This window comes from Nocardia brasiliensis IFM 10847, assembly GCF_000710915.1.
GTDB classification, from domain to species: Bacteria; Actinomycetota; Actinomycetes; order Mycobacteriales; family Mycobacteriaceae; genus Nocardia; species Nocardia brasiliensis_A.
In genome coordinates this window covers 18,783-39,219 of record NZ_BAUA01000052.1, presented here as the reverse complement: position 1 = coordinate 39,219, position 20,437 = coordinate 18,783, and the positions used below count along the sequence as shown (strand labels likewise).

The window sequence follows — 20,437 nt, the reverse complement described above, 5'->3', positions numbered from 1 at the left end:
AATGGCCAAGACTTACGTCGGGGCGCGGCTACGCCAGCTGCGCACCGAACGGGGACTGAGCCAGGTCTCGCTTGCTCAGAAGCTGGAGATCTCGGCCAGCTACCTGAATCAGATCGAACACGACGTGCGTCCGCTCACCGTGCCGGTGCTGCTGCGGATCAGCGAGGTGTTCGGCGTCGACGCGACCTTCTTCTCCTCCCAGGACGACACCCGGCTCATCGCCGAACTCCAGGAGGTCGTGATGGACCAGGAGTTGGGCATCGAGGCCGACACCCAGGAGATCGCCGACATGGTGTCCGCGCATCCCAGCATGGCGCGCGCCCTGGTCAACATGCACAACCGCTACCGCAACACCTCCGCCCAGCTGGCCGCCGCGACCGAAGACCGGTTCGCCGACGGCTCGGGCAGCGCGACGATCAGCAAGCCGCACGAGGAGGTGCGCGACTACTTCTATCAGCGGCAGAACTACATCCACGAATTGGACACCGCCGCAGAGGAACTCACCGCGCGCATCCGCTTCCACGGCGGCGACGTGCACAGTGAGGTGGCCCGGATCCTGCGCGCACACGACGTGCGCATCGTCGAACGCATCGACCTCGGCGAGGGCGTGCTGCACCGCTACGACGAGCAGACCCAGCGACTCGAGATCGCACCACATCTGTCCGGCGGGCAGCGCACCTTCAAACTGGCCGCCGAGCTCGCCTATTTCGAATGCGGTGAGCTGCTCGAAAAGTTGGTCGAGGAAGGCAATTTCGCCTCCGAGGACACCAAGAAGCTGGCGATGCTCGGGCTGGCGAACTATTTCGCCGCGGCAACCGTGTTGCCGTACACGCATTTTCACGAGGTCGCGGAGGACTTCCGGTACGACATCGAGCGGCTGTCCGCGTTCTTCACCCAGAGCTACGAAACCATCTGCCATCGGCTCTCGACGCTGCAGCGGCCGAAACTGCGCGGGGTGCCGTTCTCCTTCGTGCGGGTCGATCGGGCGGGCAACATGTCGAAACGCCAGTCCGCCACCGGTTTCCACTTTTCCGCCAGCGGTGGCACCTGTCCGCTCTGGAACGTCTACGAGACCTTCGCCTATCCCGGCAAGATCATGACCCAGATCGCGCAGATGCCCGACGGCCGCAAATACCTGTGGGTGGCCCGCACGGTGGAGCGCCGCGCCACCCGCTACGGCCAGCCGAGCAAGACCTTCGCCATCGGTCTCGGCTGCGAACTGCGCCACGCGGGCCGGGTGATCTACGCCGACGGCATCGATCTCGACGAGGTCCAGCCCACCCCTATCGGCGCGGGCTGTCGCGTCTGCGATCGCACCAACTGCCCGCAGCGCGCGTTCCCGCCGCTGGGCAAGGTCCTCGACATCAGCGAGCACCGCAGCTCGGTCTCGCCCTACGTGCTCAAGTAGCACCCGAGGCCGGCACCGCTGAATCGCGATGCCGGCCTTTCGGTTTCGCCGATGATCAGGCGAGGGCCGCAGCCTTTGCCTGCACGCGGCGCTGCAGCAACAAGCCGATCACCGTCATGCCCAGGGCTGCGACCAGCAGTGCGGCCAGCGTCCAGGCCAAGGCCGCGAACCCGTGCGGCGCGGCGGCCGCGGCCACCAGCGGCCCCACGGTGGCGCCGACATAGAAGCTGAACATGGCGACCGACATTGCGGCGGCACGGGATTCGCCGCCTAGTTCGCCCGCGCTCTGCAGCACGGCCGGCGCGATCACGCCGAGTCCGCCGACCATCACGGCGAGCAGCACGGTCAGCACGGCGAGGTGGCTGCCCTCGAAGGTAGCCGCGACCATCGCGGCGGCGGCGACCAGCACACCGAGCACGATCTGGTTGTGCTTGGACAGACGCGCCAGCGGCACCGCGAGCAACGGCAGCAACAGCATCACCGGCAGTGCGCCCGCCCGCAGTGTGAGCAGTTCACCCGAGCTCTCGACCACTCCGGTGAGTTCGAGACCGGTGTAGATGCCGACCATCACCGCCATGCTCATCGCACCCGCGACCAGCATCGGCACCAGGGGCAGCAGCCGGAACACCGCGGGGATCGCGGCATAGCTGTGCCGCAGCGGCAGGTCGCGCCCGGTGGGGGCGTCCTCGAGCATCACCTTGCGCAGTGCGACCGCGAGCACCGCGAAAACGATTGCGGAGGCGATGAATACGGAGCGCCACGGGAAGGAGGCGACCACCGCCTGCGAGACGATCTGCGCGATCACGGTCGCCGCCAGGAACGAGGTGGCGATGGACATGGTCACCACCGCGCGGTGCGCGGGCGTGATGCGGGTGGCGACATAGGCCATGATCGCGGGCGGTATCGAGCCGACGACCAGACCCTGGACGACGCGCAGCGCGACCGCCACCGGCGCGCTGAACGCCAAGCCGGTCAACAGCGTGACCACCGCGGCCACGAGCATGCCGGTCATCAGCACCCTGCGGTGGCCGTAGCGATCCGAGAGCGGGCCGAACAGTACGAACCCGCCGGCGTAGCCGAAGGCGAACGCGCTGATGATCCAGGTCATCACGCCCGAGCCGACGTTCCAGTCCGCTTTCATGGCGGTGAACAGCGGAATCGGGACATACATCTGGCCGGTCGCGAGCAAGGCGGACAGCACGAAAACAGGCAGGGTGCGCGCCGTGTGAGCGCGCGATGGGGCGCTACGGGTGGGCGCGGTGGCCGGGGCGCCGGCCGCGAGAAGTGTCTGCGTTGCCATGCGGACGACATTAGGACTGCTACCGCAAAGATGTCAACCAAATAGTTGGTTTAATGGGCTGGTAAAGTCGAACCCATGACGGCAACGATGAAGCGCAGCGACGCGACCAAGCAGGCGTTGCTGCGCGCCGCCCGCGACGAATTCGCCGAGTACGGCCTGGCCGGGGCGCGGGTCGACCGCATCGCCGAAGCGGCCGGGGTGAACAAGGAACGCATCTACGGTCTGTTCGGCAGCAAGGACAAGCTGTTCGACGTCATCCTGATCGACACCATGCGGGAATTCATGGACGTGGTCCAGCCGTTGACCGAGACCGATCCGGGCCGCTACGTCGCGAAGCTGTTCGACTATCACAACAACAACCCGCAACTGCTGCGCCTGCTGCTCTGGGAGGGACTGCACCGCGGGGTGGACGCGCACGACATCGACGGCTGGCGGGCCCAGCACTACGAGCAGAAATTCGACAGGGCCATCGACCAATTCGGCGTCGACGCCCGCTACGCCGGACACCTGCTGCTCGCGCTCTGCGGCATGTCCAACTGGAGTCTCGCGGTGCCGCAGACCACCCGGCTGCTACTCGGCGACGCGGCCGAGGACAGGGACGCGACCCGCGAGTTCATGCAGGAGTTCGCCCGCGCGGCGATGCAGAACTTCCCGCGCGCCTATCAGCGGCGCGAGCCCGCCGTCCAGCCAGGAGCGGAACCGGTCAACGAGTTGACCGCTCAGGCGGAGTGCGATGCCACCGACCCCGACCCTGGCCTCGATCCCGACGCCGCGGTCGACCGCGCCGCACAACGCCTGCGCGCCGCACAGGCCGCGGCCGAGGCCGCGCGCGACGAGCTGGCCGCCGCGCTCCGCGACGCACACGCGACGGGCGCGAGCGCCAACCAACTCGCCCGCCGGGTATCGGGCACGCTGTCGCGGCCCGTCGTGCTGAAGTTGCTCGCCGACTGAGCACAAACCCTGGCGAAAGCCATCGGCCGCATGCCCTTTCGAGCATGCGGCCGGTCCGGTCGGCGATGGGCTAGAAGGCCGCCTCGTCCAGCTTCATGATGTCGTCATCGATCGCGGCGATGATCGCCCTGTTCGCCGTGAGCTGCGGGAGCACGTTCTTGGCGAAGAAGCTTGCCGCACCGACCTTTCCGGTATAGAACGGCCGATCCTTCGCCGACGCCTCGGCGGCCAGCGCGGCCGCCGCGATCTCGGCCTGCACCAGCAGCCGCCAGCCGATGAGCAGATCGCCGACCGAGAGCAGGAAGCGCACCGAGCCGAGGCCGACCTTGTACAGCTCGGCCGGATCCTGCTGTCCCGCCATCAGATAGCCGGTGAGCGAGGCCGCCATCGCCTGTACGTCCGCCAAAGCCGTACGCAGCAGCTCACGTTCGGTGTCGAAGCGTCCGCTCTTGGTGTCGAGGAAGGCCGCGATCTGACCGGTGACGTGGCCGATCGCCACACCCTTGTCCCGAATGATCTTGCGGAAGAAGAAGTCCTGCGCCTGGATGGCGGTGGTGCCCTCGTACAGCGAGTCGATCTTCGCGTCCCGGATGTACTGCTCGATCGGGTAGTCCTGGAGATAACCCGAACCACCGAAGGTCTGCAGCGATTCGGTCAGGTACTGGTAGGCGCGCTCGGAACCGACACCCTTGACGATCGGCAGCAGCAGATCGTCGACCCGGTGCGCCAATTCGGCGTCCGCGCCCGAAACCAGCTGGGCAACATCGGCATTCTGATGCGCGGCCGTATACAGGTAGACCGCGCGCAAGCCTTCGGCGTAGGCCTTCTGCAGGGCCAGCGAGCGCCGCACGTCGGGATGGTGGGTGATGGTCACGCGGGGCGCGGCCTTGTCCGTCATCTGGGTGAGATCCGCACCCTGGACGCGCTGCTTGGCGTAGTCGAGCGCGTTCAGGTAACCGGTGGACAGCGTGCCGGAGGACTTGATGCCGACCATCATGCGCGCGTTCTCGATCACCTGGAACATCTGCGCGATGCCGTTGTGCACGTCGCCGACCAGCCAGCCGACCGCGGGCACGTCGCCGCCGAAGGTGAGCTCACAGGTGGGCGAGGACTTCAGGCCCATCTTGTGCTCGACATTGGTCGCGTACACGCCGTTGCGGGCGCCGAGCTCGAGCGTCTCGGGATCGAACAGGAACTTCGGCACGTAGAACAGCGACAGGCCCTTGGTTCCCGGACCCGCCCCTTCCGGCCGGGCGAGGACCAGGTGGAAGACGTTCTCGGCGGTATCGCCGACGTCGCCGCCGGAGATGAACCGCTTGACGCCCTCGATGTGCCAGGTGCCGTCGGGCTGCTCGATCGCCTTGGTGCGGCCCGCGCCGACATCGGAGCCGGCGTCCGGCTCGGTGAGCACCATGGTGCCCTGCCACCCGCGCTCGTATCCGGTGGTGGCCCAGTGCTGCTGCTGCTCGGTGCCGACGTTGTAGAGCACCGAGGCCATCACCGGGCCCATGTTGAAGAAGCTCGCCGACGGGTTGGCGCAGTTGATCATCTCCTGCACCGCCCAGACCACCGCGGCGGGCGCGGGCGTACCGCCCATGCCCTCGGGCAGTCCGAGCCTGCTCCAGTCGGCCTCGTGCACGGCCGTGATGGTCTTGCGCAGCGCGTCCGGCACCGAGATGGAGTGGGTGGCCGGGTCGAAGACCACCGGATCGCGATCGGCGGCCGCGAAGGATTCCGCGATCGGCCCCTCGGCCAGCCGCTTCACCTCGGCCAGGATCTCGCGCACGGTGTCGGAGTCCAGATCACCGTAAGCACCGGTGTCGAGGAGCTTGTCCAGTCCGAACACCTCGAACAGGTTGAACTCGATGTCTCGCACGTTCGCCTTGTAGTGACCCACGACGGTCCTCCCACGGTTCGGCCGTTCTGACGTTGTACAAACGCAGCGTGCCGTACCGCGGTCACGCTACGCAACCGTAGGCGGGGGCTGTGCTCACAACAGTTCACCAGACGGTAACCACAAAGGTTCACACGACAGAAACAGACGAAACGGACTCGTCATCGAGAGATATTCCGGCGCAACAACTTCTGTCTAACGTTCGCACCACGAAAACACCTTCTGTATACATCTCGGTCGACAGCGCCGACCGGGGCGCAGGCAGGGGTTTTTCGCTGTGGCGCACGGCATGCCGCAGACAGTGCCTGATGAAGTGAGAAGGGTTCCGCCCCATGTCAGATTTCCGTGCCATCCCCCGACTCCGTTCCCGGCGTATGGCCAAGGCGATGGCGGTACCGACCGCAATTGCGCTCGCCGGCTTGTTGCTGACCGCCTGTGGCGCCAAGGACGACGCCACATCGTCCGGCTCGAACGCGACCTCCTGCCTGGACACCTCGAAGGATTCGATCAAGGTCGGTTCGCTGCACTCGCTGTCCGGCACGATGGCGATCTCGGAGGTGACCGTCGCCAATGCGACCAAACTGGCGGTCGATCAGATCAACGCGGCGGGCGGCGTCCTCGGGAAGAAGATCGAACTGGTGCTCGAGGACGGCGCATCGGATCCGAAGACCTTTGCGGAGAAGGCCGAGAAGCTCATCAGCTCCGATTGCGTCGCCGCGGTGTTCGGCGGCTGGACCTCGTCGAGCCGCAAGGCGATGAAACCCAAGTTCGAGAGTCTGAACTCGCTGCTGTACTACCCGGTCCAGTACGAGGGCCTGGAAGACAGCAAGAACATCTTCTACACCGGCGCGACGACCAATCAGCAGATCATCCCGGCGCTGGACTACCTGAAGCAGAAGGGCATCACGTCGCTGTACCTGGTCGGCTCCGACTATGTCTTCCCGCAGACCGCCAACCGGGAGATCAAGGCGTACGCGAAGGCCAACGGCATCGAGATCAAGGGTGAGGACTACACCCCACTGGGTTCGACCGACTTCTCCACCATCGTGAACAAGGTGCGAACCGCCAAGGCGGGCGCCGTATTCAACACCCTCAACGGTGATTCGAACGTGGCGTTCTTCCGGGAGTACACCAGCGCCGGCCTGAAAGCCGCTGAGATGCCGGTAGTTTCGGTGTCGATCGCGGAGGAAGAGGTCGCGGGCATCGGCGCGCAGAACATCGCCGGGCAGCTCACCGCGTGGAACTACTACCAGACCGTGGACACCCCGGTGAACAAGAAATTCGTGGCTGACTACAAGGCCGCGTTCGGCGCCGACAAGCCGACCTCGGACCCGATGGAAGCGGCCTACACCTCGGTCTTCCTGTGGAAGAACACCGTCGAGAAGGCGAAATCGTTCCAGGTGGCCGAGATACAGGCGGCGGCCGGCGGCGTGAGCTTCGAAGCCCCCGAGGGACTGGTCACCATCGACGGCGCCAACCATCACATCACCAAGACCGCACGGATCGGTGAGATCCGACCGGACGGGCTCATCTACACCGTGTGGGACTCGGGCAAGGCCGTCACGCCGGACCCGTATCTGAAGTCCTACGAGTGGGCCGAAGGCCTCAAGTAGATGGATGTCGTTGTCGGCCAGCTCTTCACCGGATTGAGCCTCGGTTCGATTCTGCTGCTCGCCGCGCTGGGCTTGTCGCTGACCTTCGGGCAAATGGGTGTGATCAACATGGCCCACGGCGAGTTCATCATGGCCGGCTGCTACACGACTTATGTTGTGCAGAAGGTCATCTCGTCGGCCGGCGCGTCGCTGGTGGTGTCGTTGCTGGTCGGCTTCCTGATCGGCGGCCTGCTCGGCGCGGTGCTGGAGATGGGCCTGATCCGCTGGATGTACGACCGACCGCTGGACACGCTGCTGGTCACCTTCGGCGTCGGCTTGGTGTTGCAGCAGCTGGCCCGCGACGTCTTCGGCGCACCCGCCAAGAATGTCGTCGCACCCGAATGGCTCAGTGGCGGTGTGACGATACTCGGCGCGGTGGTGCCGAAGAGCCGCCTGTTCATCCTGCTGCTGGCCGTCATCGCGGTGCTCGCGCTGGCCGCGGTCTTGCAGTCCACACCACTGGGCAGGCGCATCCGCGCCGTGGTGCAGAACCGGGGCCTGGCCGAAACCAGCGGTGTATCCAGCCGTTTCACCGATATCAGCACGTTCTTCATCGGCTCGGGCCTGGCCGGGATCGCAGGTGTCGCGCTGACCCTGATCGGTTCGACCAGCCCGACCATCGGACAGAGCTATCTGATCGATGCCTTCCTCGTGGTGGTGATCGGTGGACTCGGCCAGATCAAGGGCACGGTGCTCGCCGCGTTCGCGCTCGGCCTGCTCAACTCGTTCATCGAGTACTCGACGACCGCGTCGATCGCGAAGGTCATCGTCTTCGTCGTCATCGTCGTGTTGCTTCAGCTCCGCCCGCAGGGTCTGTTCACCACCCGGACAAGGAGTCTCGTATGACCACTCCGGCACGATCGGGACGTGATTACTCCGCCTGGCGGGTTCTCGGAGGTTTCGGGATCGCTGCGATCCTGTTGTTCGCGGTCGCGCCCGCGGTGCTCAGCGACTTCCGGTTGAATCTGCTGGCCAAATTCCTGTGCTTCGCCATCGTGGCGGTCGGCATCGGATTGGCCTGGGGCCGAGGGGGAATGCTCACGCTCGGGCAGGGTGTGTTCTTCGGCCTCGGCGCCTACCTCATGGCGATGCACCTGCAACTGGCCGACGCCGCTCGGCTCGGCAACGAGGTGCCCGAGTTCATGGAGATCGCCGGCATCCGCGAATTGCCCGCGTTCTGGCGGCCTTTCGCGTCCGCACCGGTGACGCTGCTCGCTATTGCGGTGCTGCCCGCGCTGGTGGCGGCGATGCTCGGCTACGGCGTCTTCAAGCGCCGGGTCAAGGGTGCGTACTTCGCCATTCTGAGCCAGGCGCTGGCGGCCGCGCTGGCGATCCTGCTGACCGGTCAGCAGGCCATCGGCGGCTTCACCGGGCTGTCGGACTTCCGGGCGTTCTTCGGCTTCAAGCTGTCGGATCCGGCGAACCGGAAGATGCTGTTCTTCATCGCGGCGGGCACGCTGCTCGTGGTGCTCGCGCTGGCGCGCCAGCTGATGCGCAGCCGCTACGGCGAATTGCTGATCGCGGTGCGCGACCAGGAAGAACGGGTCCGTTTCCTCGGCTACGATCCGGCCAACGTGAAGATCGTCGCTTACGTGGTCGCGGCGTTCTTCGCGGGTATCGCGGGTGCGCTGTTCACGCCGATCGTCGGCATCATCTCCCCCGCCGACGTCGGCGTGGTGCCGTCCATCGCGTTGCTCATCGGGGTCGCGATCGGCGGGCGGACCACGCTGCTCGGCCCGGTACTCGGCGCGATCGGAGTGGCCTGGGCGCAGACAGCTCTGTCCGAACAGTTCCCGTCCGGCTGGACCTATCTGCAGGGGGTGCTCTTCATCGTGGTGATCGGTTTCGTCCCGGCCGGCCTGGCCGGGGTGTGGCTGCTGGCAAAGGACAGGCTGGGCAACCGATTCCGGCGTTCGGCCGCGAGCACACCGGTGGCCGAGCCGGCGCCGGAGCTACGGAAGGCGCACGCACGATGATCGCGGAACCGAAGCTCGGCGGCAACGCGGGCATGTCCAGTGAATACCTCGAAATCCGCGGTCTCTCGGTGAGTTTCGACGGCTTCAAGGCGGTGACCGACGTCGACCTCACCGTGTTGCAGGGCGATCTGCGCTTCTTGATCGGCCCCAACGGCGCCGGGAAGACCACGCTCATCGACGCGATCACCGGCCTGGTGCCCGCCACCGGCTCGGCCCAGAAGACCGGCGTCGAGTTGCTCGGCAAGAAGGTGCATCAGATCGCCAGGCTCGGCGTCGGACGGACCTTCCAGACCGCCAGCGTCTTCGAACAGCTCAGCGTGCTGCAAAATCTCGATATCGCGGCCGGTGCGGGCCGTTCGGCGCGCACCATGTTGCGTCGCCGCAGGTCGGTGCTGCCCAGTATCGAGGAGGCCCTGGAACTCACCGGCCTCGGCGAGCTGCGTGACCGGCCCGCGGGTGTACTGGCGCACGGTCAGAAACAGTGGCTCGAAATCGGCATGCTGCTGGTGCAGCATGCGTCGATACTGCTGCTCGATGAACCGGTCGCGGGCATGAGCGCCGAAGAACGGGAGGAGACCGGAAACCTGTTGCGCCGCATCGGTGCCGAGCGGGTCGTCGTGGTGGTCGAGCACGACATGGAATTCATGCGCGCCTTCGCCAGTTCGGTGACCGTGCTCGCCGGTGGGCAGGTGCTCAGCGAGGGCACCGTCGCACAGGTGCAGGCGGATCCGAAGGTGCAGCAGGTCTACCTCGGCACCGCCGCGGCGATCGGGTCCGATCTCGACGAGATTGCCACAGAACGTGATTGCGCACCGGACAAGGAGTCCGCCTGATGCTGGAGCTCATCGATATCCATTCCGGATACGGCCGGACCGAGGTGCTCCACGGCGTCTCGGTGACGGTCCCGGACGACAGCGTCGTCGCGGTGCTCGGGCACAACGGCGCGGGCAAGACCACGCTGCTGCGCACCGCGATCGGACTGATCGCCACCAGATCCGGTCAGATCCGGTTCAACGGCGAGGCGCTCACCAAGCTGTCCCCGTCGCGCCGGGTGCGGCGCGGCATCGCGTATGTGCCACAGGGGCAACAGAGTTTCCCGCAGCTGACCACGGCGGAAAACCTGCAGGTGGTCGCGGACGGACGCCGGCGCGGCAAAGCGCTGATCGGCGAGGCGCTCGACCTGTTCCCCGCCCTGCGCGAGGTGCTGGACCGCAAAGCAGGGTTGCTCTCCGGCGGGCAGCGGCAACAATTGGCGATCGCCCGCGCCCTGATCACCGAGCCGACACTGCTCATTCTCGACGAACCCACCGAGGGCATTCAGCCCTCTGTGGTCGCCGAGATCGAGCGCACCATCATCGAACTGACGCAGCGGGGCGGACTGAGCGTGCTGCTGGTCGAGCAGCACATCGGCTTCGCATTACAAGCAGCACAGCACTTCTACATATTGCAGGCGGGTCGCGTCACCGCCACCGGCGCAGGCGGCGAGGCCGCGGTCGGCACGGTCCATGCGGCGATGGCGATCTGAGCGCCGAGCTCAGCAGTCGGTCTGGAACGGGTAGCACGACGTCGGGCGATACGGCGGCGGCGACGGCGTCGGGCTCGTGGTGCTGGTCTCGGTCTGCGGGTGCGACGAGTCGTGCACCAGTGAGTTCGCGATCACGCCGAGCACGACGACCATCCCGGCCAGCGCCAGGGCGACGACGCCCCAGCCCGCGTAGGACTGCCGCTTGGTCGCGACGCCCGGGGTCGGCTCGACCCGCGGCTTGGGCGGACGCGGAATGACGCTCGGCGATTCCTGGGCCACCTGTTCGAAGCCCGCGTCGATCAGCTCCGCGCGCGACGGGGTGAGCTCGCCGAGGCCGAGCGCGTTGCAATCGCCGATCACCCGGTCGGCGGTCCAGCGCCGCGGTCCGGCGGAGAAACCTTCGAGATAGATGCGCAGCTCGGTGGCGTCGGAGACATTGCCGACCACCACGTCGAGGCCGGGGCGCAGGTTGGTGCGCGACGGCCGGACCACCGCGCCCCGGAACGGCACCAGAACCACGGCGCCGCAGACGTGTCCCGCGTCGAGCAGCGCCCGCTCCAACGTGTGCTTCACCGCGACCATGCCGTTTTCCAGCCGGTCGGACGGGCGGCCGGGCTGCTCGTCCAGGTCGGCGTCGGCGTCGCTGATCTTCCACGGACCGTCGGCGCGGATGTTGAGAATGCCGCTCTGCCTGCGCTTGAAGCCTCTGACCTCCAGCACGGTGAGCCCGCGGGGCGTCCAGACCACCGCGTCGATCTGCCGCTCGGCAACCTGTAGATCGACCATCGCGAGGGCGGGCGACGGATAGGACCGCAGGCATTCGACGAACTCTTGTTCGGCACCGGAGAGCTGCGCCCCGGGCCTGACCCTCACCAGCATGTCGAGCTCGTCCGCCTCTCCGCGTTCTTCCGGGCTGCTACCGCGCGCCGCCGCATACGCTGCGCCGACGGCCCGCGGTCGAAGGCACGGCGCGCTGCGGCTGTCCCCCACACGCTGCCCAGCTGCCCACGAATCCGATCGTAACCGGGTAATCCCCAGGGTGCGCAGGCAATTCGGCACCGAACCCAGCCGGCCATGCGGCGCGCAGCCCTCGATCGGGGGCGAACTCGCCGGTAGGCTGACGAATCGGCCGGGCACCGCGCGGCCGCTCACCGATCACGCGGAGGTGCCGGTCGACCATGGTTTCAGCGCTGCGACCACGCATTTCGCCCGGACGGCTGCGGGAACTCGGGCCGGTCAACTGGGTGGTCTGGCGGGCCCTGTCCCGCGCCGCGGGCACCGAAGACGCGCACCTGTTCAGCACGCTCGGCCGCACCAAGGGGCTGTTCCGCGGCTGGCTGCACTATTCGGGCAAGCTCATGCCGGGCGGCAGGCTGCCCCGGCACGAATCGGAACTGGTGATCATCCGGGTCGCGCACCTGCGCGCCTGCGACTACGAAATGGATCACCACATCCGCCTCGGCAAAAAGGCGGGCGTGACACCGGAGATCCTGGACCGGCTGCGCACCGGCCCGGACGCACCCGGCTGGTCCGCCAAGCACCGCGCCCTGATCGCCGCCGTCGACCAACTGGTGCAGACCCGCGACCTCGACGACACCCACTGGTCCGCCCTCGCCGAGCACTACGACGAACGCAGCCTCATCGAAATCGTCCTCCTGGTAAACCAATACGAGGGCCTGGCCGCCACCATCACCGCCCTGCGCATCCAACGCGACGGCGTCTGAGCCCTGTCGAGCCGACACACAGGGCGTGGCATGCGAAATCGCGCGACGCCGCCACGATGGTGTGCTGGCCGCGGCGGCGAAAGGTGTTGCCCGCTCAGGGGATGAGCGGCGCGAGGCTGTCGAGGATGCGGGCCAGGCCGAAATCGTAGGCGTGGTCGGCGCTGTAGGCGGAGTCGTGGACTCGGCCCGCGGTGGTGCCGACGCGGGAACCCACCGGGTAGCGGGACGGGTCGACGAGTTGCGCGAGGACCGGGGCTACGCGGTCCCACCACTGGGGGTCGGACATATCGCTGTCCGCGGCCGCGCGGGCGGTATCGATCGCGATGCGCGCTACGGAGTTCACGAAGCCGAGGACGAAGGTGAGTGCGGCGTCCATCGTGACGTCGTCGAGGCCGAGTCCCTCGAAGGCGCGCAGTTCGTGGTCGTATTTGGCGGCTTGGCCGGGGCCCAGCGGCGGCCGGGTGGTAGGCAGATAAGCCAGCCACGGATGCCGGGTGAGCAGTGCGCGGTTCTCGTCCGCGATCGCGGTGACCCTGGCACGCCAAGGCATTTCGGTCAGATCCGGCCGGGCCATCGCACCATAGACCTTGTCCACCATGAGATCGAGTAGTTCGGCCTTGCCGGGTACATAGGTGTAGGTCGCCATCGGCGTCATGCCGAGTGCGTTCGCGACCGCGCGCATGGTGAGCGCCTCGATACCCGCGGTGTCGGCGATCGCGATGGCCGCGTCGACCACGGCATCGACACTGCTGCGCTGCTTCGGACCGCGCACCGGAGTTCCGGGCACCCGCCACAGCAATTCCAGTGTGCGCACGGGATCGCCCGCACTGCTGCGGTCCTGCTTGCCGCGGCCTCGTGTCGCACCGTCTGCCACCCTGCCTCCTCGCCCTGGTCGGTCCGATCGTATCGACGTGACGCGGGTCATAGTGCGACCAGGTGAAAATTCTTCTACAAAGTACAACGTACTTAGTATAGAGTTAATCGCGAGCCCGAGGAGGACCCCTTGAACATCACCGCTTCCGCCATCTCCCTCAACGTCGCCGACCCGCGCGCCTCGGCGGAATTCCTCATCGAGCACCTCGGGTTCACCGAGAAGATGTCCGCCGACGGCTTCGTCTCACTGGAGCGACCCAATGCCGGCATGAATGTCATCTACCTGCGCACCGGCCTGAAATCGTTCAAGCCGGCGAACAGCGCGGGCAGCGCGGGCGAGGGACTGCTCGTCGTATTCGAGGTGGACGACATCGACGCCGAGTACGCCCGGCTGCAAGGCGAGGGCGTGCCGATCGAGACGCCGATCGAGACCGAGGAATGGGGCGAGCGCTACTTCCAGATGCGCGACCCCAACGGCATCATCCTGCAACTCGTGCAATGGGTGTGAGCCCCTAGCGCGAACGGTGAGCTCTCGCATCGGAGAGCTCACCGTTCGAGGCCGCAGCCGCAGCGGCAGTGGCCGATCGGCCGCCCGGATCAAACGAGCGCGGCGCGAAAGACCTCGAGCGCGGGAGTCGAGGACCGCCCGAGCAATTTCTGCAGATGACCGCTGGTGACATCGAGCACGCCCGCGGCGATGCCGGAATCCGCGTCCGCGATCACCTTCGCCTGTTCCTCGGGCATGCCCGCCTGCACCAAGGCGGCGAGGTACTGCGCTTCGGTGAGATTCTCATAACGGACGGGCTTGCCCGCAGCCTGCGAAATCACCTGGGCCAGTTCGGCATAGGTGAGGTGCTCATCCCCGCCGAGTTCGTAGACCTGCCCCTCGTGCCCCTCGGTGGTGAGCACCTTCGCGGCCGCCTCGGCATAGTCGGCACGGGCCGCACCCGATACCCGGCCCGCGCCCGCCGCGCCGCGCAGGACGCCCGATTCGACGGTGTGCGCGAGGCCGCCCAGGTAGTTCTCCCAGTACCAGCTGTTGCGCAGAATCGCGTGCGGGACAGTCGATTCGGCGAGCACCGCCTCGGTGCCGACATGCTCCTGCGCCAGGATGAGCGGGCTGTCGGCGCCCAGCGGAATGCTGGTGTAGGCGAGCAGTCGCACGCCCGCCCGTTCCGCGGCGCGAATGACATTGGTGTGCTGGGCGACTCGAGCGCCGAACTCGTTGCCGGAGACGAGCAGCACCCGATCGACGCCGGCCAGCGCGCGGTCGAGCGCCTCGGCATCGTCGTAGCTCGCCGCGCGCACCTGCACGCCCCGTTCGGCCAGGTCGGCCACCCGTTGCGGATCACGCACGATCGCGACGATCGGCGTGACGCCCGCACGGAGCAGGGACTCGACGACGAGACGGCCCAGCTGCCCGCTGGCACCGGTGACGGCAACGGTCATGACTTACCTCCAGAGGTTGGTACGAATTGTTAGTGCTAACTAATAGTAAGTACTACACATTCATACACCACTATCCGCCCGTTGGGTACTATTGGGTTCATGAGCACTGGATTTTCCGGCGATACTGCGCGCACCGCGTCGCCAGAACTGGACGATCCGACCCTCGAAGCCGACGTTTTCGCGAAGAACTGCACGTCACGGCCGGTTCTGCAGAATGTGGCGAGCCGTTGGGGCATCCTCGCGCTGGTCGCGCTCCGCGACGGGCCGTACCGGTTCAGCGCGCTGCGCCGCCGCGTCGAGGGCGTCAGCGAGCGCATGCTGTCGCAGACCCTGCAGGCGCTCGAGCGCGACGGCATGGTGCATCGCGAGGTGCACGAAACCATCCCGCCGCGAGTGGAATACACGCTCACCGAGCTCGGCGCCGACATCGCGGACCGGCTCGAGGCCCTGATCCTGGTGGTCGAGCAGAACATGCCGCGGGTGCACGAGGCACAGGCGGCCTACCACCGTCAGTGAGCCGGGGAAGAGACCTGGATCACCGCCGGTTGCAACCGGTATGGAACTCGCCCGAGCAGTCGACTTCGCCCGCAGCCACCGCAGGTCGGTGCTGACCACGATTCGCCGCAACGGCCGGCCGCAGCTGTCCAACGTGCTGCACGTGATCGGCGCGGACGGCAACATCCGGATCTCGCTCACCGCCGACCGCGCGAAGTACCACAATCTGGTCCGCGAGCCGTGGGCCGCCATCCACGTGACCCGCGAGGACTTCTTCGCCTACGCCGTCGTCGAGGCCATCGCCTCGGTGACGCCCGTGGCCGCCGACCCGCACGACGAGACGGTGGAAGCCCTGGTCGACTACTACCGGGCCGCCAACGGCGAACACCCCGACTGGGACGACTACCGCCGGGCCATGGTCGCGGATCGTCGCGCGCTCGCCCTGCTCACCCCGACGCACGCGTACGGCATGCTCTGATCAGTGCCGTAGCAGCTCCGCGACCGTGACGAAGCGATAGCCCGCGCCGCGGAGTTCGCTGACGATGCGCGGTATGGCGGCCAGCGCCGGGCCCGCCCACCGATGCATGACGTGCAGGATGATGATCGAGCCGGGACGCACCTCGCGCACCGTCTGCGCGGCGATCTCGTCGCTGGTGCCGGATTCCCCCGTGGCCGGTTCCACATCCCAGGTCACCGTCGTGCGGTCGTGATCGGACAGGTACTTCGGCAGCGACCAGAGCTTCTTGCCGTACGGCGGCCGGAACGTGACCTCGCCCCGGTAGCCGGTTTTCGCGATCTCGGCGTCGGTGCGCTCGATCTCGTCGCGGACCGTACCGGCGGAGGTGAAGACCATGCGGCGGTGGCGATAGCTGTGGTTGCCGATCTCGTGGCCGGCTGCGGCGATCGCCCTGCCGTAGTCGGGATGGGCCGCGAGATCACCGCCCACCAGATAGAACGTGGCCGGAATCTCGGCGTCCGCAAGCGTTTTCAGCACCTCAGGGGTGCGTTCGGTCGGGCCGTCGTCCAAGGTCAGCGCGACCACCTTGTCGGCCGTGTCCACCCGGTTCACCAACCGCCCGGCCAACTGAAAACTGCGCGAGTTCATCAGGTAGTACCCGCCGACCGCCAGCACCAGCAGCACGACGAGGACCAGCGCCCCGCCGATGAGCCACTTCCGCATCATTGCTGTCTAGCAAACCCGCGGGAGGTTCACCAGTGCGCGGCGCACGATTTCCCTTGCCGCGCACGGTCTTGCCGCGCAGGACGGCAGCACGCGAAAGCGGTGGCGTCCCGCAGGGCGCCACCGCTTCAGGGCTCGGCTCAGAAGTTGATCATGTGCCCGGCGAGGCCGTGGAAGGCCTCCTGCAGGGCTTCGCTGAGCGTCGGGTGCGTGTGCACGTTGCGGGTCAGCTCGTTGACCGTGAGGTCCCACTTCTGCGCCAGGGTCAGCTCGGGCAGCAGCTCCGAGACGTCCGGGCCGATCAGGTGGCCGCCGAGCAGTTCGCCGTACTTGCTGTCGGCGACGAGCTTGACGAAGCCGGTCGGATCGGCGAGGCCGTGCGCCTTGCCGTTGGCGGTGAACGGGAAGGTCGCGACCTTCACGTCGTAGCCCTCGTCGCGAGCCTGCTGTTCGGTCAGGCCGAAGCTGGCGACCTGCGGCTGACAGAAGGTGGCGCGCGGCATCATCCGGTAATCGCCCAGGGTGACGGTGTCCGCGCCCGCGATGGTCTCGGCCGCGACCACGCCCTGCGCCTCCGCGACGTGGGCCAGCTGCAGCTTGGCGGTGACATCGCCGATGGCGTAGATGTGATCCACGTTGGTGCGCATGTAGTCGTCGATCGCGATGGCGCCGCGGTCGGTGAGCTGCACGCCCGCCGCCTCGAGGCCGTAGCCCTCGACCCGGGGCGCGAAGCCGACGGCCTGCAGCACCTTGTCGACGGTAACCGTCTCCACGTTGCCGGACTTGTTGTCCTTGATCGAGACGGTGACCTTCGAGCCGTCGTCATCGATGGACTGCACGGCCGCACCGGTGGTGATGGTGATGCCGAGCTTCTTGTACTGCTTGGTGATCTCCTTGGAGACGTCGACGTCCTCGTTCGGCAGCGCGCGGTCGAGGAACTCGACGATGCGTACGTCCACGCCGTAGTTCTTGAGGACGTAGGCGAACTCCATCCCGATGGCGCCCGCACCGACGATCAGGATCGAGCCGGGCAGGTCGCGGGTGAGGATCTGCTCCTCGTAGGTGACCACGTTGGCGCTGAGCTGGGTGCCGGGCAGCAGCTTGGTGACGGTGCCGGTCGCGATGATCACGTTGTCGAACGTGACGGTCTCGGTTCCGCCCTTCGACAGCTCGACCGACAGGGTGTTCGCGTCGGTGAAGGTGCCCTTGCCGTCGAACTCGTCGATCTTGTTCTTCTTCATCAGGAAGTGGACGCCCTTGACCCGGCCGTCCGCCACCTTGCGGCTGCGATCGAACGCCACACCGAAGTCGAAGTCCACCTCGCCCGAGATCCCGAAGGTCTTGGCTTCCTTGGTGAAGATATGTGCGAGTTCGGCGTTACGCAGCAGCGCCTTGGAAGGGATGCAGCCGACGTTCAGGCACACACCGCCCCAGTACTTTTGCTCGACGATCGCGGTACGGAGGCCTAACTGTGCCGCGCGGATGGCGGCGACGTAACCGCCAGGACCGGCACCGAGAACGACAACGTCGTAATGGGAAGTCACGCCACCGAGCCTAACTCCGTCGCCGCGAGTTGGCCCACCGGTCCCCCACAACAATGCGCGGCGGGCCACAGCCCGGCGGTCGCGGAGCGGATCGGATCGAGACCGAGCGGTCCGGGCTCGCTACTGTTGACCCGTGGCAGCGGGTCGATCGGCGGGTGAGATCGCCGCCGACCACACGGCTGCACCAGGCGGCCATCTATCACCGGCCTCGCCGATCGACGGCACGGCCTCGACGCACCTGATCCGGCTGGTCCGCGACACCGCGCTGCGGTTCGGCGTCGGCGCGGACCGGCTCGCGGCGATCCACGGGGTCGACGACGCGGCGCTGTCGGGTGAACTCGACCGCATTCCGCTGCCCTCGCTGATCCGGCTGTGGGAGCTGCTCGCCCAGGCTCATCCGGAGCCGGGGGCCGGACTCGCGGTGGTCGCGGCCGCTCCGCTCGGCACGCTCACCACCTGGGACTATCTCGTCACGAACGGGCCGACGCTCACCGACGCGCTGCTCGCCGCGCAGCCGTATCACCGGTTGGTGACCGCGGCCGCCGAAGGCTTCGACCTCACCCACGACGGCGCGCTCACCGTCGGCTTCCGCACCACCGCGGGCGATCCGGCGGTGGTCGCGGCCGTCAACGAGTACGTGCTCGCCTACTACCTGCGGCGCGCTCGCGAAGCCACCGGCAGGCACGTGGTGCCCGAGCGGGTCGCCTTCAGCCGCGCCGCGCCGGCCGATCACGGCGTGCTGGTGGACGCCTTCGGTACCCATCACATCGAGTTCGACGCGTCCGCGGACACCATCACCTTCACCGCCGCCGACGCCACCGCACCGCTGCCCCGCGCCGACCCGATGCTGGCGCAACTGCTGCGCAGCCACGCCGACCTGGTCCTGGCCACCGCGCGCACCATCCCCGGTCCGTTGGCAGCGTTCCGCGGCGCGCTGAGCGCGGGCCTCGCCGCCGGTGACGCGGCGCTGACGACCGTCGCCCGCCGCCTCGCGGTCAGCCCGCGCACCCTGCAGCGGCAGCTCGCCGAACACGGCACCAGCTGGCGAGCCGAATACGACCAGGTCCGCTACGAACAGGCGAAGGCGCTACTCGCCGAAGGGAATCTGACCACCGCGGTGATCGCCGACCGGCTCGGCTTCACCGACGATCGCGCCCTGCGCAAAGCGGTGCACCGCTGGAGCGGCACGTCGCCCTCGCGCCTCGCAATCGGCTGATCCAAAGCCTGTCGCGTTTGGACCGGTGCGTGGCGTTTATGGACCTGGGGCCGAAGACGCGCAGCTCATAGCGTTAGCCGTACCGGATCGACGGGGTCCGCGAAAGTCACCGAAACAGAGGCAGGGCAATGAGCGTTCAGACCACCGAAGCCACCGGCACCACCCGGACCGGCCTGCCGCGGACCTCGCGCGAGGTCCATCTGGCGGCGCGGCCGCACGGCGCACCGACCGCCGCGGATTTCGTGCTGGTGGACAAGCCGATTCCGGCGCTGGGCGAGGGGCAGATCCTGGTGCGCAACACCTGGATGTCCGTGGACCCGTACATGCGGGGCCGGATGGACGACCGGCCGTCCTACATCGCGCCTTTCCAGCTGGGCGAGGCTTTGGAGGGATCCGCGATCGGCGAGGTCGTCGCCGCCACGGCGCCGGGAATTCCGGTGGCCAGCACCGTGTCCCACTTCGCGGGCTGGCGAGAGTACGCCGTGCTGGACGCGACCCTGGCCACCCCGATCGATCCCGCACTCGCGGCCGACCACCACTACCTCGGCGCGCTCGGCACCACGGGCCTCACCGCGTACGCCGCGCTCACCGAGGTGGCGAAGGTGAATCCCGGTGACACCGTGTTCATCTCGGCCGCCGCGGGAGCCGTCGGCAGCGTCGCGGGCCAGATCGCCCGGGCGCTCGGCGCAGGGAAGGTGATCGGCTCTGCCGGCGGCCCGGCCAAGACCCGGTTGCTGCTCGACGAATTCGGCTTCGACGCCGCCCTCGACTACCGGGCCGGCGATCTGGCCGGGCAGCTGGCCGCGGCGGCGCCCGAGGGCATCGACGTCTACCTCGACAGCGTGGGCGGCGAACACCTGCGCGTCGCGGTCGAGGCGATGCGGCCGAAGGGCCGGATCGCACTGGTCGGCGCGATCAGCGGATACAACGGCGCCACCGACGCGCCGGGTCCGGACCTGTACAAGGCGGCAACCCGGGAGGTTTCGCTGCGCGGCATGCTGGTCAACAGCTACTTTCCGATCTTCGGCGAGTACATCGGCAAGGCCGCGGGCTGGCTGGCCGAGGGCACCCTCCGCACCACCGAAACCGTCTACGAGGGACTCGAGCAGGCGCCGGCCGCCTTCCTCGGCGTGCTCTCCGGCGCCAACACCGGCAAGATGCTGGTGCGGCTCGGCTGAGCTCCGCACGGGTTACGCGGCGCGACCGGTATGGTCGCGCCACACCTGTTTCAGCGCTGTGTTTTCGGCCGG

General features: G+C 67.5%; 20 protein-coding genes. 13 read left to right on the top strand and 7 right to left on the bottom strand.

Annotated elements, in window-relative coordinates; genetic code table 11:
- Position 1 precedes the first annotated feature (1 nt).
- Complete coding sequence (gene ramB / locus NBRGI_RS11555; protein WP_029895362.1) at positions 2 to 1,408, top strand: acetate metabolism transcriptional regulator RamB; 1,407 nt, start codon at positions 2 to 4, stop codon at positions 1,406 to 1,408.
- A 55-nt stretch (positions 1,409 to 1,463) separates the two neighbouring features.
- On the opposite strand, the gene NBRGI_RS11550 is transcribed toward ramB, so the two are convergent.
- Positions 1,464 to 2,708, bottom strand: a complete 1,245-nt coding sequence (locus NBRGI_RS11550) for an MFS transporter (RefSeq protein ID WP_029895359.1) — start codon at positions 2,706 to 2,708, stop codon at positions 1,464 to 1,466.
- A gap of 75 nt (positions 2,709 to 2,783) precedes the next feature.
- Between NBRGI_RS11550 and NBRGI_RS11545 the strand changes: the two genes are divergently transcribed.
- Entirely contained in the window at positions 2,784 to 3,659 is an 876-nt protein-coding gene (locus NBRGI_RS11545; protein WP_235210921.1) for a TetR/AcrR family transcriptional regulator, read from the top strand.
- A gap of 70 nt (positions 3,660 to 3,729) precedes the next feature.
- Here NBRGI_RS11545 and NBRGI_RS11540 read toward each other — a convergent pair whose 3' ends face one another.
- Positions 3,730 to 5,556 carry an acyl-CoA dehydrogenase gene (locus NBRGI_RS11540; RefSeq protein ID WP_029895355.1) on the bottom strand — a complete coding sequence of 609 codons (1,827 nt, stop codon included), beginning with the start codon at positions 5,554 to 5,556 and terminating at the stop codon, positions 3,730 to 3,732.
- A gap of 371 nt (positions 5,557 to 5,927) precedes the next feature.
- Here NBRGI_RS11540 and urtA point away from each other — a divergent pair, with 371 nt between their 5' ends.
- The 5 genes from urtA to urtE are packed head-to-tail and all read left to right on the top strand — an operon-like array spanning position 5,928 to position 10,706.
- Positions 5,928 to 7,166, top strand: coding sequence for an urea ABC transporter substrate-binding protein (urtA, locus tag NBRGI_RS11535; RefSeq protein WP_029895353.1), 1,239 nt, complete (start codon positions 5,928 to 5,930; stop codon positions 7,164 to 7,166).
- Positions 7,167 to 8,051, top strand: a complete 885-nt coding sequence (gene urtB / locus NBRGI_RS11530) for an urea ABC transporter permease subunit UrtB (protein ID WP_029895351.1) — start codon at positions 7,167 to 7,169, stop codon at positions 8,049 to 8,051. It begins immediately after the preceding gene.
- A complete protein-coding gene (urtC, locus tag NBRGI_RS11525; protein WP_029895349.1) occupies positions 8,048 to 9,181 on the top strand; it encodes an urea ABC transporter permease subunit UrtC in 1,134 nt (377 codons plus the stop codon). Before urtB ends, urtC begins: the two co-directional genes overlap by 4 nt.
- Complete coding sequence (urtD, locus tag NBRGI_RS11520) at positions 9,178 to 10,014, top strand: urea ABC transporter ATP-binding protein UrtD (protein ID WP_029895347.1); 837 nt, start codon at positions 9,178 to 9,180, stop codon at positions 10,012 to 10,014. The genes urtC and urtD overlap by 4 nt, the downstream gene beginning before the upstream one ends.
- On the top strand, positions 10,014 to 10,706 hold the full coding sequence (urtE, locus tag NBRGI_RS11515) for an urea ABC transporter ATP-binding subunit UrtE (protein ID WP_029895345.1): 693 nt from the start codon (positions 10,014 to 10,016) through the stop codon (positions 10,704 to 10,706). Before urtD ends, urtE begins: the two co-directional genes overlap by 1 nt.
- Positions 10,707 to 10,715: 9 nt before the next feature.
- Here urtE and NBRGI_RS11510 read toward each other — a convergent pair whose 3' ends face one another.
- Entirely contained in the window at positions 10,716 to 11,585 is an 870-nt protein-coding gene (locus NBRGI_RS11510) for a hypothetical protein (RefSeq protein WP_029895342.1), read from the bottom strand.
- Positions 11,586 to 11,896: 311 nt separating this feature from the next.
- Between NBRGI_RS11510 and NBRGI_RS11505 the strand changes: the two genes are divergently transcribed.
- Positions 11,897 to 12,430 (top strand): carboxymuconolactone decarboxylase family protein, encoded by a 534-nt coding sequence (locus tag NBRGI_RS11505; protein WP_081878009.1) that lies wholly within the window; start codon positions 11,897 to 11,899, stop codon positions 12,428 to 12,430.
- Between the two features lie 94 nt (positions 12,431 to 12,524).
- Here the strand turns inward: NBRGI_RS11505 and NBRGI_RS11500 are convergent, their stop codons facing one another.
- A complete protein-coding gene (locus tag NBRGI_RS11500; RefSeq protein WP_029895338.1) occupies positions 12,525 to 13,304 on the bottom strand; it encodes a TetR/AcrR family transcriptional regulator in 780 nt (259 codons plus the stop codon).
- A 129-nt stretch (positions 13,305 to 13,433) separates the two neighbouring features.
- Between NBRGI_RS11500 and NBRGI_RS11495 the strand changes: the two genes are divergently transcribed.
- On the top strand, positions 13,434 to 13,811 hold the full coding sequence (locus NBRGI_RS11495) for a VOC family protein (RefSeq protein ID WP_029895335.1): 378 nt from the start codon (positions 13,434 to 13,436) through the stop codon (positions 13,809 to 13,811).
- Between the two features lie 89 nt (positions 13,812 to 13,900).
- Here NBRGI_RS11495 and NBRGI_RS11490 read toward each other — a convergent pair whose 3' ends face one another.
- Complete coding sequence (locus NBRGI_RS11490) at positions 13,901 to 14,752, bottom strand: SDR family oxidoreductase (protein ID WP_029895333.1); 852 nt, start codon at positions 14,750 to 14,752, stop codon at positions 13,901 to 13,903.
- 99 nt (positions 14,753 to 14,851) lie between these two features.
- Between NBRGI_RS11490 and NBRGI_RS11485 the strand changes: the two genes are divergently transcribed.
- Complete coding sequence (locus NBRGI_RS11485; protein WP_051727668.1) at positions 14,852 to 15,268, top strand: winged helix-turn-helix transcriptional regulator; 417 nt, start codon at positions 14,852 to 14,854, stop codon at positions 15,266 to 15,268.
- Positions 15,269 to 15,308: 40 nt separating this feature from the next.
- Entirely contained in the window at positions 15,309 to 15,725 is a 417-nt protein-coding gene (locus tag NBRGI_RS11480) for a PPOX class F420-dependent oxidoreductase (protein ID WP_029895330.1), read from the top strand.
- Here NBRGI_RS11480 and NBRGI_RS11475 read toward each other — a convergent pair whose 3' ends face one another.
- Entirely contained in the window at positions 15,726 to 16,430 is a 705-nt protein-coding gene (locus NBRGI_RS11475) for a polysaccharide deacetylase family protein (RefSeq protein WP_029895328.1), read from the bottom strand.
- Positions 16,431 to 16,567: 137 nt separating this feature from the next.
- Positions 16,568 to 17,971: a dihydrolipoyl dehydrogenase gene (lpdA, locus tag NBRGI_RS11470; RefSeq protein WP_029895326.1), complete on the bottom strand. Its 1,404-nt coding sequence runs from the start codon at positions 17,969 to 17,971 to the stop codon at positions 16,568 to 16,570.
- Positions 17,972 to 18,104: 133 nt separating this feature from the next.
- Between lpdA and NBRGI_RS11465 the strand changes: the two genes are divergently transcribed.
- A complete protein-coding gene (locus NBRGI_RS11465) occupies positions 18,105 to 19,187 on the top strand; it encodes an AraC family transcriptional regulator (protein ID WP_081878008.1) in 1,083 nt (360 codons plus the stop codon).
- 128 nt (positions 19,188 to 19,315) lie between these two features.
- Positions 19,316 to 20,365, top strand: a complete 1,050-nt coding sequence (locus NBRGI_RS11460; protein WP_029895322.1) for an NADP-dependent oxidoreductase — start codon at positions 19,316 to 19,318, stop codon at positions 20,363 to 20,365.
- Positions 20,366 to 20,437 lie beyond the last annotated feature (72 nt).

Excerpts from the sequence above, each read along its gene's own strand:
- urtD (WP_029895347.1), top strand. The coding sequence starts at position 9,178 with ATGATCGCGGAACCGAAGCTCGGCGGCAACGCGGGCATGTCCAGTGAA.
- NBRGI_RS11550 (WP_029895359.1), bottom strand. The coding sequence starts at position 2,708 with ATGGCAACGCAGACACTTCTCGCGGCCGGCGCCCCGGCCACCGCGCCC.
- NBRGI_RS11490 (WP_029895333.1), bottom strand. The coding sequence starts at position 14,752 with ATGACCGTTGCCGTCACCGGTGCCAGCGGGCAGCTGGGCCGTCTCGTC.
- NBRGI_RS11460 (WP_029895322.1), top strand. The coding sequence starts at position 19,316 with ATGAGCGTTCAGACCACCGAAGCCACCGGCACCACCCGGACCGGCCTG.
- NBRGI_RS11485 (WP_051727668.1), top strand. The coding sequence starts at position 14,852 with ATGAGCACTGGATTTTCCGGCGATACTGCGCGCACCGCGTCGCCAGAA.
- NBRGI_RS11545 (WP_235210921.1), top strand. The coding sequence starts at position 2,784 with ATGACGGCAACGATGAAGCGCAGCGACGCGACCAAGCAGGCGTTGCTG.
- urtB (WP_029895351.1), top strand. The coding sequence starts at position 7,167 with ATGGATGTCGTTGTCGGCCAGCTCTTCACCGGATTGAGCCTCGGTTCG.
- NBRGI_RS11475 (WP_029895328.1), bottom strand. The coding sequence starts at position 16,430 with ATGATGCGGAAGTGGCTCATCGGCGGGGCGCTGGTCCTCGTCGTGCTG.
- urtC (WP_029895349.1), top strand. The coding sequence starts at position 8,048 with ATGACCACTCCGGCACGATCGGGACGTGATTACTCCGCCTGGCGGGTT.
- urtE (WP_029895345.1), top strand. The coding sequence starts at position 10,014 with ATGCTGGAGCTCATCGATATCCATTCCGGATACGGCCGGACCGAGGTG.
- ramB (WP_029895362.1), top strand. The coding sequence starts at position 2 with ATGGCCAAGACTTACGTCGGGGCGCGGCTACGCCAGCTGCGCACCGAA.
- urtA (WP_029895353.1), top strand. The coding sequence starts at position 5,928 with ATGGCCAAGGCGATGGCGGTACCGACCGCAATTGCGCTCGCCGGCTTG.
- NBRGI_RS11510 (WP_029895342.1), bottom strand. The coding sequence starts at position 11,585 with ATGCTGGTGAGGGTCAGGCCCGGGGCGCAGCTCTCCGGTGCCGAACAA.
- NBRGI_RS11480 (WP_029895330.1), top strand. The coding sequence starts at position 15,309 with ATGGAACTCGCCCGAGCAGTCGACTTCGCCCGCAGCCACCGCAGGTCG.